The sequence below is a fragment of the Paractinoplanes rishiriensis genome (assembly GCF_016862375.1).
GTDB lineage: Bacteria > Actinomycetota > Actinomycetes > Mycobacteriales > Micromonosporaceae > Actinoplanes > Actinoplanes rishiriensis.
On the sequence record NZ_BOMV01000059.1, the window covers coordinates 114,904 to 127,942 of the forward strand.

General features: G+C 71.5%; 14 protein-coding genes. 8 read left to right on the plus strand and 6 right to left on the minus strand.

What is annotated here, in order from left to right; all coding sequences use genetic code 11:
* Window positions 1-10: 10 nt before the first annotated feature.
* The gene (locus Ari01nite_RS26970) at window positions 11-787 is read right to left on the minus strand and encodes a winged helix-turn-helix transcriptional regulator (RefSeq protein WP_203784974.1); all 777 of its coding nucleotides are present in this window, start codon (window positions 785-787) and stop codon (window positions 11-13) included.
* Window positions 788-1,029: 242 nt separating this feature from the next.
* Between Ari01nite_RS26970 and Ari01nite_RS26975 the strand changes: the two genes are divergently transcribed.
* The 5 genes from Ari01nite_RS26975 to Ari01nite_RS26990 all read left to right on the plus strand — a co-directional run bounded on the left by Ari01nite_RS26975 (window position 1,030) and on the right by Ari01nite_RS26990 (window position 4,398).
* The gene (locus tag Ari01nite_RS26975) at window positions 1,030-2,043 is read left to right on the plus strand and encodes a hypothetical protein (RefSeq protein ID WP_239163060.1); all 1,014 of its coding nucleotides are present in this window, start codon (window positions 1,030-1,032) and stop codon (window positions 2,041-2,043) included.
* A 70-nt stretch (window positions 2,044-2,113) separates the two neighbouring features.
* Window positions 2,114-2,905: an LmeA family phospholipid-binding protein gene (locus Ari01nite_RS26980; protein ID WP_239163061.1), complete on the plus strand. Its 792-nt coding sequence runs from the start codon at window positions 2,114-2,116 to the stop codon at window positions 2,903-2,905.
* Between the two features lie 70 nt (window positions 2,906-2,975).
* A complete protein-coding gene (locus Ari01nite_RS51435; RefSeq protein WP_317620705.1) occupies window positions 2,976-3,053 on the plus strand; it encodes an Ms5788A family Cys-rich leader peptide in 78 nt (25 codons plus the stop codon).
* A gap of 161 nt (window positions 3,054-3,214) precedes the next feature.
* Complete coding sequence (locus tag Ari01nite_RS26985; RefSeq protein ID WP_203784975.1) at window positions 3,215-4,063, plus strand: sulfurtransferase; 849 nt, start codon at window positions 3,215-3,217, stop codon at window positions 4,061-4,063.
* A 2-nt stretch (window positions 4,064-4,065) separates the two neighbouring features.
* A complete protein-coding gene (locus Ari01nite_RS26990; protein WP_203784976.1) occupies window positions 4,066-4,398 on the plus strand; it encodes a DUF1416 domain-containing protein in 333 nt (110 codons plus the stop codon).
* Between the two features lie 36 nt (window positions 4,399-4,434).
* Here the strand turns inward: Ari01nite_RS26990 and Ari01nite_RS26995 are convergent, their stop codons facing one another.
* Complete coding sequence (locus tag Ari01nite_RS26995; protein WP_438872234.1) at window positions 4,435-5,679, minus strand: AI-2E family transporter; 1,245 nt, start codon at window positions 5,677-5,679, stop codon at window positions 4,435-4,437.
* A 150-nt stretch (window positions 5,680-5,829) separates the two neighbouring features.
* On the opposite strand from Ari01nite_RS26995, the gene Ari01nite_RS27000 reads away from it, so the two are divergent.
* The gene (locus Ari01nite_RS27000) at window positions 5,830-6,126 is read left to right on the plus strand and encodes a GroES family chaperonin (RefSeq protein WP_438872235.1); all 297 of its coding nucleotides are present in this window, start codon (window positions 5,830-5,832) and stop codon (window positions 6,124-6,126) included.
* Here the strand turns inward: Ari01nite_RS27000 and Ari01nite_RS27005 are convergent.
* Window positions 6,123-7,814, minus strand: a complete 1,692-nt coding sequence (locus tag Ari01nite_RS27005) for a PrsW family intramembrane metalloprotease (RefSeq protein ID WP_203784979.1) — start codon at window positions 7,812-7,814, stop codon at window positions 6,123-6,125. The genes Ari01nite_RS27000 and Ari01nite_RS27005 overlap by 4 nt on opposite strands.
* Before the next feature lie 65 nt (window positions 7,815-7,879).
* A complete protein-coding gene (locus Ari01nite_RS27010) occupies window positions 7,880-9,043 on the minus strand; it encodes an FUSC family protein (RefSeq protein ID WP_203784980.1) in 1,164 nt (387 codons plus the stop codon).
* A gap of 31 nt (window positions 9,044-9,074) precedes the next feature.
* Here Ari01nite_RS27010 and Ari01nite_RS27015 point away from each other — a divergent pair, with 31 nt between their 5' ends.
* Window positions 9,075-9,716 (plus strand): HD domain-containing protein, encoded by a 642-nt coding sequence (locus tag Ari01nite_RS27015; RefSeq protein ID WP_203784981.1) that lies wholly within the window; start codon window positions 9,075-9,077, stop codon window positions 9,714-9,716.
* A 227-nt stretch (window positions 9,717-9,943) separates the two neighbouring features.
* On the opposite strand, the gene Ari01nite_RS27020 is transcribed toward Ari01nite_RS27015, so the two are convergent.
* Window positions 9,944-10,219, minus strand: coding sequence for a DUF4031 domain-containing protein (locus tag Ari01nite_RS27020; protein WP_203784982.1), 276 nt, complete (start codon window positions 10,217-10,219; stop codon window positions 9,944-9,946).
* Window positions 10,216-12,015, minus strand: a complete 1,800-nt coding sequence (locus Ari01nite_RS27025; protein WP_203784983.1) for a glycerol-3-phosphate dehydrogenase/oxidase — start codon at window positions 12,013-12,015, stop codon at window positions 10,216-10,218. Before Ari01nite_RS27025 ends, Ari01nite_RS27020 begins: the two co-directional genes overlap by 4 nt.
* Before the next feature lie 74 nt (window positions 12,016-12,089).
* Here Ari01nite_RS27025 and Ari01nite_RS27030 point away from each other — a divergent pair, with 74 nt between their 5' ends.
* On the plus strand, window positions 12,090-13,025 hold the full coding sequence (locus Ari01nite_RS27030) for a GNAT family N-acetyltransferase (protein ID WP_203784984.1): 936 nt from the start codon (window positions 12,090-12,092) through the stop codon (window positions 13,023-13,025).
* The last annotated feature ends 14 nt before the right edge of the window (window positions 13,026-13,039 follow it).

The window sequence follows — 13,039 nt, forward strand, 5'->3', positions numbered from 1 at the left end:
GGGGCGGGGGTCAGACCGGCAGCGAGACCGGCTCGTTGTCGGGCAGCTGGCGGCCGCTCGGCGGGACGACGAACTTGTAGCCCACCTGGCGGACGGTGCCGATCATCGACTCGTACTCGGAGCCGAGCTTGGCGCGCAGGCGCCGCACGTGCACGTCGACCGTGCGGGTACCGCCGAAGTAGTCGTAGCCCCAGACCTCGCGCAGCAACTGGTCGCGGGTGAAGACCCGGCCGGGGTGCTGGGCCAGGAACTTGAGCAGCTCGAACTCCTTGTAGGTGAGGTCGAGCGGGCGGCCCTTGAGCTTGGCCGCGTAGGTGTCCGGATCGATGTTGAGCTCGCCGGCCCGGATCGAGCCGCCGGCTCCCGCGGTCGCGTTGTTGAGGCGGCCGACGCCCAGGCGCAGGCGCGCCTCGACCTCGGCGGGACCGGCGCTGGCCAGGATGACGTCGTCGACGCCCCAGTCGGCGTTCAGCGCGATCAGGCCGGCCTCGGTCACCACGGCGAGCAGCGGTACGCCGATGCCGGTCGCGTGCAGCATGCGGCAGGTGGCGCGGGCCTCGGAGAGTTCGGAGCGGGCGTCCACCAGCACCGCGTCCGGGCTCGGCCCGGACACCAGCGTGCGCACGTCGCGCGGTGCGGTGCGTACGGAGTGGGGAAGCAGATCCAACGCGGGCAGTACGGTCGAGGTTTCCCCCGCACGTGCTGTCACCAACAAGAGGATTTCCACACTCACCTCCGTCCTTGCGGCGCGTGGGCCGCGCGGGTGACCCGGATCGCGGCCGCTCATAGCGCCGCGCCCGGAGGACATTTCTCCCCGGCGTCACCGACGGGTGGGCTGGCGTTACCTTAACCGATCCAGCAGCCCGAACGCCCTCATCGTGTGAGCAAGTGATGCAGTGAACGCCCGTACGGTGACCGAACGGCTGATTCGTTACCGGCCTTTTACCCGAGTGGAACGCACCGCCCGAAATAAGGCGGAAACAAAGCGCGGAATTGGGCCGCGCGAGCCGTTCTGGCACGATCGCAGGCGTGTTCCCCTCCATGCCGCAGGACGAGCCCTGGGATGCCGACGCCTCGCGCGAGATCGCACGCTCGGGCCCGGGGCGGCCACCGGCCGGCTTTTACAGCGCGGTGCCGGACGAGGCCGAGGCGCGCGACCCGGACGCCGACGAGCCCGACCAGGACGACGAGGCGGGCGAGGAGGAGGTCGAGGTCGTCCCGGTGCGCCGCCAGTTGTCGCTGGCCATCGCCGGGTTCGCCGGGTTGCTAGCGCTCGGCCTCGCGCTCGGCGCGCAGACGTCCGCCCCGGATTACCGCGCCCCCTTCGCGATCGTCCTCTTCGGGGTCCAGGTGCTCTATCTGCTGGCCTGGACCATGGCCCTGCATCCGCCGGCGCCCGGCCCGACCGCCGGGGTCTGCGTGGTGGTCGCGCTGGTGTCCGACTATCTCGCTGTTTCCCGTACGCCCGCCGGACTGTTCCCGCTGGTCTTGGTGGTACTCGCGGGCTTCGTGGCGGCCCTGGCCGGTCAGCTGATCCGGCCGGAGGACCGGGCCAAGGCCAAGGACTCCTGGCGGATCACCCTGATCATCGTGTCCGGCGTGGCCGCGTACGCGATCCCGCTGATCCTCACCCGGCAGGAGGTCGGCACCCAGGTGGTGGTGGTCAGCGCCGTGGGCGCGGGGGTGGCGCTGCTGGTCGCCCGGGCCGCCGACGCGATCTTCCCGAAGCCGCGGATCGCGCCGCAGGTGCCGCGCGGCGCGACCGGCGTGGTGCTCGGCGCCATGCTGGGCACGCTGGCGGCGGCCGCGCTGGGCAGCGTGCTGGTGCTGCCGTTCACCCCGGCCAAGGGCGCGGTGGTTGGCCTGATCGCCGCCGTGGTGGCCAGCCTGGTCGACCTCGCGGTCAATTTCGACGAGGCGGGACGGCGGCTGGCCGGCGACGCACCGACGTTCTGGGTGGCCCGGCACATGCAGGGTCCGCTGGGCGCGTTCGCGCTCACCGCGCCGTTCGCCTACGCGCTGGCACACTGGTATCTCCAGTAACCGTTTCGACGCACCTGTCTTCCGGGCAAGTAGCCGGAATCAATGGCGTTCGAGAAGTTGAGGAGGACCGGTGAGCGAGGTCTACGGTGCGCGCGTCCGGCCACGGCGGCGCTGGGGACGGCGCTTTCTGATCTTCCTTCTCGTGCTGCTGGTCCTGGTGGCCGTGGCGCTCGTGGTGGGTGACCGCTACGCCCGGTCGTACGCCGAACGGACGATCTCGGACCGGGTCGCCGAACAGATCGCCAACCAGAAGGCGACCAGCGAGAAGCCGCAGGTCACGGTCGAGGGCTTCCCGTTCCTCACCCAGGTGGCGGCCGGTCGCTACGACGCGATCCACATTGAGGTCCCCGGCTTCAGCGGTCCGGCGGGCAACGGCCGGACCATCTCCACCAAGCTTCTGGACGTACGCGCCACCGACGTGCGGGCGCCGCTCGAGACGATCCGCACCGGCACCGGTGAGATCACCGCGGGCGCGGTCACCGGCACCGGCCTCATCGAGTACGCCCAACTCGTCGAACTGGTCGGCCAGCAGGGCCTGGAACTCAGCGAGAAGGACGGCAAGCTGATCGGCAAGGCCCCGGTGCAGGCGCTGGGTCAGACCTTCACGGTCCGAGCCGCGGCGGCCCTCACCGTCAAGAGCGGCGTGGTCCAGGTGCGGTTCAGCGAGGTGCAGACCGACGGCCTGCCCAACAACTCGGTGATCCGCGGGCTGATCAACACGTACGTGCAACGCCTCGCCTTCGACCTTCGGGTGCCGCCGCTGCCGCTCAAGCTGGCCGTGGAAAAGGTCCAGCCGCTGGCGGACGGCCTCGAGTTCACCGCGGGCGCGCGGGACGTACCGCTCAATTCGAGCGGTCTGTGATCCCGGCCTCCTTCCCGGATGGTGGTCGAGGCTGTTCCGCGGTCTGGAACCGCTGGTAGGGTCGCTTTCCATGAGCCCCTTGCTCACCAAGAGGCGTGCGGTCGACCTGTGCCGCATGGCCGCCTGCCTGTGTCGCCCTGTCCTCTGACGGGGCCACCAGTGCTGAGCATGTTCTAGCTCGATTTCCGCCCGGCAGTGGCGCCGTCGCAGCCCGAGATCCCGTCCGTTTTGAATTGGGTCCCGCGCGGGGTGCGACCAGATCTCCGTGCGCTGACTCTCCCCTATCTCACCCATCAAGGGAGTGAACCGATGAGTCGCGACACCGCACTCGTCTCGGCCGACTGGGCCGAGAAGAACCTCGACGCTCCGGGCGTCGTCTTCGTCGAGGTCGACGAGGACACCACCGCCTACGACGGCGGCCACATCCCCGGCGCCATCAAGCTCGACTGGAAGAAGGACCTCCAGGACCCGGTGCGCCGGGACTTCGTCAACCAGGAGCAGTTCTCGGCGCTGCTGTCCGAGCGCGGCATCGGCAACGACGACACCGTGGTGCTCTACGGCGGCAACAACAACTGGTTCGCCGCGTATGCGTACTGGTACTTCAAGCTGTACGGCCACGACCAGGTCAAGCTGCTCGACGGCGGCCGCAAGAAGTGGGAGCTCGACGCCCGCGCGTACACCAAGGACGTGCCGAGCCGCGCGAAGACCAACTACCAGGCGTCCGCCCCGGACCTGTCGATCCGCGCGTTCCGCGACGAGGTCGTGCAGGCCATCGGCGTGAAGAACCTGGTCGACGTGCGCAGCCCCGACGAGTATGCGGGCCGCCTGCTCGCCCCCGCCCACCTGCCGCAGGAGCAGTCGCAGCGCGGTGGCCACATCCCGACCGCGCTCAGCGTGCCGTGGAGCAAGGCCGCCAACGAGGACGGCACCTTCAAGTCCGACGAGGAGCTCACCAAGATCTACGGTGAGGCCGGTCTGGACGGTGGCAAGGACACCATCGCGTACTGCCGGATCGGCGAGCGTTCCTCGCACACCTGGTTCGTGCTCAAGGAGCTGCTCGGCCACCAGAACGTGAAGAACTACGACGGCTCGTGGACCGAGTACGGCTCACTCATCGGCGTCCCGATCGCGCTCGGCGACGAACCCGGAAAGGCCTGATCATGACTTCTCCGTCCAACGTCGCGGCCGGTTGCGCCGCGCCCGATCAGTCGGCGCCCCTCCCCGCCAGCGTCGACCTCGAGAAGGAAACCGTCATCACCGGCATCGTGCGCAACGCCGACGGTGAGGCCGTCGGCGGCGCGTACGTGCGGCTGCTGGACGCCTCCGGCGAGTTCACCGCCGAGGTCGTCACCTCGCCCGAGGGTCTGTTCCGGTTCTTCGCGGCGCCGGGGTCGTGGACCCTGCGGGCGCTGAGCCGGCACGGCAACGGCGAACTGGCCGTCGACGCCGCCCGCGGCATCAACGAGGTCGCGCTCTCGGTGGCCGTGGCCTGATTTCCCAGTGCGGGGGGCGGGGTTGTCCCCGCCCCCTCAACTGTCCTTGGTGGCCACCACCACGGCGGTCGGCGGCACCTCGGGGCGGCGGCGCGACAGCCTCCGGACGGCCGTGTTCAGGACCGCGATCAGCGGCACGGCGATCAGCGCGCCGATGATGCCGGCCAGGGTCACCCCGCAGGCGATCCCGATGATCACGACGAGCGGGTGGATCGCCACCGCCCGGCCCATGATCAGCGGTTGCAGGACGTGTCCCTCCAGCTGCTGCACCAGGATCACGGCGCCGAGCAGGACGAGCGCCACCACCCAGCCCTTGTCGACCAGGGCCACCAGCACTGCCACGGCGCCGGAGACGCTCGCACCGACGATCGGGATGAACGCGCCCAGGAAGACGAGCGCGGCCAGCGGCAGCGGGAACTGGACGTTCAGCACCACCAGGGCGATGCCGATGCCGATCGCGTCGATGAACGCGACCAGCACGGTGGCCCGCACGTACGAACCCAGGGTGCCCCAGGAGGCGTCGCCGGCGTCGGCCAGCGACCAGCGCGCGTTCACCGGGAACAGCCGCACGATGAACCGCCAGATCTTGCGGCCGTCGCGCAGGAAGAAGAACGTCGAGAACAGCACCAGCAGCATGCCGGTGACCACCTCGAACACGGTCGCCGCGGTGGCGATGCCGGTCGAGGTCAGCGACGCGGTGTTGGCGCTGACCCACTGCTGCGCGTTGTCGATGGCCTGGGTGACCTGATCGTCGGACAGGTGCAGCGGGCCGGTCTTGAGCCACTCCTGGATCTGCCGGACACCCGCGCCCGCGTTCTGGGTCAGCTCGGGAATGCCCTCCACGAACTGGTTGATCACCAGGGTCAGCGTGCCGGCGACCGCACCGATCCCGCAGATCAGCACCAGGAACGTGGCCAGCGAACTGGGCACCCGGAGCCGGAGCAGCCAGCTCACCGCCGGTGACAGCAGGGCGGACAGCAGCAGGGCGATGGCCAGCGGGATCACCACGATGCTGACCGTGCCGACGAATTTGAGCAGCGCCCAGCCGACGACGCCGACCACGATGAGGCGCCAGCTCCAGGCGGCCGCTATCCGCAGCGGGTGCGGCACCTCGGCGTCGTCCCGGCTGTTCGTCGATCTGTGCACCAGCTCCGGCTCGGCGGGCGGCTGGAACTCCTCGGTGCGGTCCGGTTCGCCGGTGGTCTCGTCGACGCGCGCGGAACGCACCGACTCCCGGCCCGAATCGTAGGCCCGGCGCAGGTTGTCCCGGACACGCTGCAGGCGAATCAACCGCCAACCCCCTTGCCGTAGCGTCACGCACCCACCACCGTAGTGGTCGGTGCCGACCACGGCGCAGGCGCGCCGGATCACCGGCGTACCGTCTGCTTCGTGAGCGCCGACACCCACACCGAGACCGGGCTGCCGATCCGGATGCTGCATGACCGTGTCCTCGTCCGTCAGGACGGGGGTGAGGGGGAACGCCGGTCCTCGGCCGGGATCGTGATTCCGGCGACGGCCTCGGTCGGGCGGCGGCTGTCCTGGGCCACCGCCGTGGGCATCGGGCCCAACGTGCGGTCGATAGTCGTGGGTGACCGGGTGCTGTTCGACCCGGACGACCGGTCCGAGGTCGAACTGCACGGCCGGGAGTATGTGCTGCTCCGCGAGCGGGACGTACACGCGGTGGCCGCGTCCCGGGTGGAGTCGGACGGGACCGGCCTCTATCTCTAGGGCTGCTGCTGTGGGGGGCCCTCCGGCTGAGCCGGCGGCTGCGGGAACGGCGGCGCCGACGAGATGACCGGCGGGCCGTAGGGCGGCGCGTAATACTGCGGAGGCGGCGCGTAATACTGCTGGGGTGGACCGTAGTTGGGCTGGCCATAACTCGGCATGCCGTAGTGGTAACCGCCGTAGCCTCCGTAACCGGGCGGCGGGCCGTACCCCGGGAAGCCGTAGGCCGGCGGGGCGTACACCGGAAAGGCCGGTGCCAGCCGCACCGGCACCGGGACCACCGGCTCGGCCGGGGCGGGCACCGTGCGGGTCTGGCCGTCCGGGAAGGTCACCTGGTAGTTGAGGCCGTCCCAGAACGCCCTCGGGGTCTGCGGATCGCGGTTGGCGAAGGCATCCCGGTAACCCTGCATGGACGTCAGCAGGCGGTGTTCCTCGGTGGCGTTCTTGTGCAGGTCGCGCGGGTCGGTGTGCAGGCCCCGGTTCATGCCGTCGCGCAGCAGGGCAAGTTGGGTGGCGGCAAACTGGAAGTTACGCATCGCCTTCTGTCCCGCCTCACCGGCCACCCGCCGGGCCCAATGCCGGGCCGAGTGCCGGCGGGCCAGGCTGCCCAGCGCGGCCACCTCGGGCGGCGAGAACCAGCCGGCCCGCACGTAGAACGGCAGGATCCGCTCGGTGAGGCGGCCCTCCCAGGAGCGCAGCGCGATCGCGAAGCCGACCACGGCGAAGAAGAACGGGACCATGAAGCCCAGGTAGCCGTACAGCATGATGTACGGCTGGGCGAGGCTCACCGACAGCGTGGGCAGCAGGTTGAACAGGCCGTGCAGCAGCATCGCCAGCAGCAGGCCGGCGATCGGGGCGAGCCAGCGCACCCGGCGGTCGCCGGAGCGGGCCGCGATGCCCAGGCCGATGCCGGTCATGGCGCTGAACAGGGGGTGCGCGAAGCCGGTGAACAGAATGCGCACGATGAAGATCAGGAAGAGGTTTTGCAGGCCGGTCGCCGGTCCGAACTCCTCGACGCCCGTCGCGTATCCGTGCTTGCCCAGGTAGAGCACGTTTTCGACCATGGCGAAGCCGAGCGCCGACATGCCGCAGTAGACGATGCCGTCGGTGATGCCGGACCATTCCCGACGCCGGCGCCAGACCAGCAGGATCGGGGCCAGCGCCTTCATCAGCTCCTCGATGAACGGCGCCACCAGCACCGCCACCAGCGACTCGGGCAGCCCGATCCGGTCGAACAGCAGGGCCGAGCCGGTGTTGACCGCCAGCGCCACCGAGGTCGCGATCGCGGCTCCCCAGGCGAAGCAGAAGGCCAGGTAGCGGATCGGCTCGGGCTCGTAGCGGTCAAGCCAGAGGAAGCTGGCGACCAGCAGCGGCACCGGCACCACGGCCGCGGTGAGGCCGACCGCGAGGTTGGCCGGGCCCATGTCGACGCCGAGGAAGAGCAGCATGCCCACGGCGCTGATGAGCAGGAACGTGATGACGGCCGCGATCGGGAGCCAGCGGCGCCAGCCGATGCGGCGCACCGGCGACTCCAGCGCCGCCGTCACCTCACCCTGCGGCTGCTGCTCCGCCGGCGGCGGCGCCGAGAACGCCTGGGTGAGCGCCGCCGGCTGCGGCGGCTCGACCACCGTCGGGGCAGCCGGTGATGGGGCGCTCTGGTCGGGCGGCCCGCCCGGCGAAACGTCGGCCATGTGAGCAAGCGTAGTCACCCGAACGAGGACGGGCGCCCCCGCTCTGACCGCTCTATCCGTCCGCTCTATCCGTGACCGGGCATCGGCGGTGGTGTGCGGCCGGCCCGGCGCCGGGACCGGCTGTGCCAACCGGCGGCCCGGCGGACCAGCCGGGGCGCCTCGGCGAAGTCGACCCCGGTGGCCCGCAACAGGTCGGCGGCGGCCGAGCGGATCTGCGCGAAGATCACGCCGCCGGAGAAGCCGACGCCGTCCTCGTACGCCTTGGCGGCCTCGGCCACCGCCCGCAGCGCGCGCTCGCGGGTGGCCAGCGGCTCGACATCCTTGGCCCACTCCTGTTTGAGCAGTTCCACCGCGTCGCCGAGCAGGCCCACGGAGTTCGCCAGCACCTCGGGGATCTGTTCCTGGTCGGCCAGCGCCGTCCCCACCCGGCGGATCAGCACCCGGACGTTGCGCAGCGCGTGGGTGACCTGGGTGGCGCCCTCCACATACCGGGTGAGCGCGCCGCGGGTGCGCCACCGCGCCGGGGCGAAGGCCACGTTCTCCCGGGCGGCGGCGACCGCGGCCGAGAAGCCGGCGAAGTCCGCCTCGGCCGCCCGCAGCCGGGCCAGCACCTCGTCGATCCGGTCCGCGTCGCCGGCCCGGATGCCGTCGGCCACGCTGCGCAACCCGTCGGCCAGGGCCTGCAGGGCCGGTCCGGCGGCGCGTTGCACCACGGTGAGCGGGTTGAGCGGCAGCAGCACCGTCATCACGGCGAGGCCGACTCCCCCGCCCACCAGCGCGTCCAGGAACCTGGTCCAGGGCAGCCCGGTGGCCGAGGTCAGGGTGGCCACCAGCACGGCCGAGGAGGCGGACTGCACGACCAACGGGGTGCCGCCGCCGACCGCGGTGGCCACCAGCACCGCGAGCAGCACAATCAGCCCGATCTGCCACGGCCCCGAGCCGATCAGCAGGATGATGGCGTCGCCGATCCCGATCCCGATGGCAACACCCAACACCAGTTCAGCGGTACGCCGGGCGCGTTGCCCGACCGACGAGGCCAGCGTGATCACGGCGGCGATCGGCGCGAAGAACGGCATCGGCCGCCCGAACAGGTCGTGCGCCACATACCAGGCCAGCGCCGCGGCCACCCCCGCCTGCGCGGCCAGCGCCAGACCACCGCGCACCCGGTGCAGGCCGGCGGCCACCCCGGCGCGCGACCGCGCACCGACACGAGCGAGGACCGGCGTCATGCCTGCAGACCATACTGACAGCCGTGCCAGGATGACCCGCGTGACATCACCAGTGGATCGATTCGTCGCCGCAGCCCGCTCGGCCGGCGCCACCGCCGACCGGTCCGACCTGGCCGCCGCCGGTGAGTACCTGCTGTCCCGCTGGTCCGAGCCGCAGCGCCACTACCACACCGTCGCGCACCTGACCGCCGTACTGGATGTGGTTGATCGGTTTGCTGGTCTTGCTCCACACCCCGACCGGGTCCGGCTGGCCGCCTGGATGCACGACGCGGTGTACGACCCGCGGGCACTCGGCGACGCCAACGAGCGGGACAGCGCCGAGTTCGCCGCCGGCCTGCTGGCCACCCTGGGCGTCCCCGACGAGGCGATCACCGAGGTGGCCCGCCTGGTAAACCTGACCGCGGGTCACGCCACCGACGACAAAGATCCGGACGGCGAGCTACTCTGCGACGCCGACCTGGCCATCCTGGCCAGCGACGACGAGGCGTACCAGGCCTACGTGACGGCGATCCGGCGCGAGTACGCCCACGTGCCCGACGAGGACTTCCAAGCCGGCCGGGCCCGGGTCCTGACCGCCCTATTGGAGTTGCCGTCGATCTATCGGCTGCCACCATTGCGCGAGGCGTGGGAGGCCAAGGCCCGGGCAAACCTGGAACGCGAACTCAAAAGCTGAGCAGGTGCCCAGCCACCGCCGTCTCCGCTGCCCGCCTCGAACGGGAACTCGCCACGATCTATCGGTGGCGCGACGTTACAAGGTATTAAGCGGCTTTTGCCCAGGAGGGTGTCCCGGCGAGTGGAATGAGCGTCCGCAATCCAGGACATGCCCACGAGGCGGTCAGCAGATCCCGGCATGCGGTGACGGCGGCGGGAGAAGAGGTGCGCCGCTGTGGGAAGCGGGCCTCAGCGCGGGGCCGGCGCACGCAGATGCTTGGGGCGGCGCAGGCCGGCTGCCTGCAGGCGGGCCACCAGGTCGCGGGAGGGCAGCAGGGTGGCGCCCAGCCAGAGGGCCGGGCGGAAGCGGAACTCCGGGATGTCGTAGTGGTCGCGGTCGAAGGCACGCCGGGGCGCGCCCAGCATTTCGGCGAACACGTGCAACTCGGCGTAGGAGACGTCGCTGACCAGGTGGGACCAGAGACGGCCGCGGGCGGGCCAGCGCGGCTCGTCGACGAGGATCAAAGATCGATCTCGAGCAGGTCTATCCCCCGGTCGGCGGCGAAGCCCCGGACGTCGGGCACGCCGATGCGGGCCGCGTCGGCGGTCAGGTCGTCGGGCATGGTCTGGGACTGGCGCTCGGCGGCGACCCGGGCCAGGTAGTGCTCGACCTCGCGGGCCCGGACCACCTTGTCCCAGCCGAGCGCGTCGCCCATCACGGCGGCCGCGTGCTCGGCCGACTCGGCGCCCCGGTGCGGGGTCTCGATCGAGATGCGGGTGCGCCTGGTCAGGACGTCGTCCAGGTGCAGGGCGCCCTCGGCCAGGGCCGCATAGGCGATCTCGGCGGTCAGATATTCCGGCGCGCCGGTTAGCGGGGTGGCCAGACCGGGCTCGGCGGCGATCATGGCCAGCAGGTGGACGGTCAGGGTGCCGTACCGCTCCAGCAGATGCTCGATCACCCCGGCCGTGACGCCGTGCCGCCGGGCCGTGTCCTGGCGGTCGCGCCAGGCGGCGTTGAAGCCGTCGGCACCGAGCAGCGGCAGTTGGTCGGTGCGCGAGGGGCGGGGCGGGCCACCGAGGCGGCGCACCGCGCGGTCGATCACGTCGGCCGCCATCACCCGGTACGTCGTGTATTTGCCGCCGGCCACCAGCATCAGGCCGAGCATCGGCTCGACCACGGCGTGTTCGCGGGACAGCTTGGATGTCGAGTCGGCCTCGCCGGAGAGCAGCGGGCGCAGTCCGGCGTACACGCCCTCGATGTCATCGGTGGTCAGCGGGCGGTCGAGCACCACGTTGACCTGGTCGAGCAGGTAGCGGATGTCGCGCGCCGAGGCGGCCGGATGGGACCGGTCGAGTTTCCAGTCGGTGTCCGTGGTGCCGATGATCCAGTGGCCGCCCCACGGGATCACGAACAGGACCGAGGTCGCCGTACGCAGGATCAGGCCGGCCTCGCCGGTGATCGCCGAGCGGGGCACCACGAGGTGCACCCCCTTGGAGGCGCGGACCCGCAGGCCGGGGCGGACGCCCACGTCGCTGAGCATCCGCGACATGTCGTCGCTCCACACGCCGGTGGCGGCCACGACGGTCCGCGCACGCACCTCGAACTCCGGCGAATCGGGCGACTCCAGATCGCGGACCCGGACGCCGACCACCTCGCGCGCCTCGCGCACGAAGCCGACCACCCGGGCGCTGGTCACCACGGCGGCGCCCAGGCTGGCCGCGGTGCGGGCCAGGTTTACCACCAGGCGGGCGTCGTCGACCTGGCCGTCGAAATAGCGGATCGCGCCGGTCAGCACGTCGGCCCGCAGGCTCGGGAACAGGTGCCGGGCGCCGTCCCGGGTCAGGTGCCGGTGCAGCGGCATGCCCCGGCCACCCCCGAACATTCCGGCAAAGGCGTCGTACGCGGCCACGCCGAGCCCGTAGTAGGCCCGGTGCCACACCCGGGCCGGCGGGTTGGCAGCCGGCAGCGGCACCAGGATCGGCACCGGCCGCACCAGGTGCGGGGCGAGCCGGGTGGCCAGCAGCCCGCGCTCGGTGAGCGCCTCGTGCACCAGGTGCAGCTCGAGCTGTTCCAGGTAGCGCAGACCGCCGTGGATCAGCTTGCTGGACCGGCTGGACGTGCCGGCGGCCAGGTCACGCGCCTCGACGAGGGCCACCTTGAGCCCGCGGGACGCGGCGTCCAGGGCCGCGCCGGCGCCGGTGACCCCGCCGCCGACCACCAGGATGTCGAACTGCTCGTCGCGCAGGCGCCGCAGATCGGCGATCCGGCGGATCGGTGAGAGCCGGCCGGCCGCGTAGCGAGAGACGGAGGGATCGCGCACCCGTCCCACGTTAGCGCCCGCGCGCGTCACCCCGGCGGGGGAAATCTCACTGCGAATGGGTAGGTTCGGCGGTTGTGGACCGCGAGTTCTGGATCTCCGAGCTGACCGACGACGCCCTGCCCGCCGTGATCGAGCTGTGCCGGGTGGCGCTCGACCTGCCGGAGGACGCCGCGGAGGCGGCCGAGATCGTGCACCGGCTGCGGGACACCACCGGCACCGAGGGCTGGCAGTCAGAGCCGCGCCGGCTCACCGGATTTCTGGCCCAGGCCCCCGGCGACCGGCTGATCGGCGTGGTGCTCGGCTCGGTCTCGCACCGGGACTCCTCGATCGGCCACGTCGACCTGATCGCCGTGCACCCCGGCGAGCGCCGCCGCGGCGTGGCCCGGCAGATGCTGGCCCGGGTCGAGGGCGCGCTGGCCGGCCTGGGCGCCAGCGACGTGGTGCTGGCCGGCAACGCTCCCTACTACGCCTGGCCCGGCATCGACGTGCGGTACACGCCGGCGATCTGCGCGGCCATGGCGCTCGGCTTCACCCAGGACCAGCCGGCCTGGAACATGACCGCCGACCTGCGCACGCTGGCCCCGACCGGCCCCGACGAGATGCGCCTGGCCGGCGACGGCGTGACGGTCCGCCGCGCCGAGCCCGCCGACGTGCCGTCCTTGACCGAGTTCGTCCTGGCCAACTGGGGTTCCGGCTGGGCCGGCGAGATCACCCATTCGATCGGCCGCGACCGCGCCGGCTGCTGGCTGGCCCTGGAAGCGGACGGAAAATTACTGGGTTTCGCCGCATACGGCTCGTCCCGCCCGACCTGGTTCGGCCCGATGGGCACCACCCCGGCGGCCCGCGGCCGCGGCATCGGCTCGGTGCTGCTGCGCCGATGCCTGTCCGACCAGCGCGCCGCCGGCCACGAGACCGCCCAGATCGGCTGGGTCGGCCCGGTCCCCTTCTACTCCGCCACGGTCGGCGCACGGGTCGAACGAGTGTTCTTCCTCTATCGCAAGGCCCTTTGACCTAACGTCGGGGC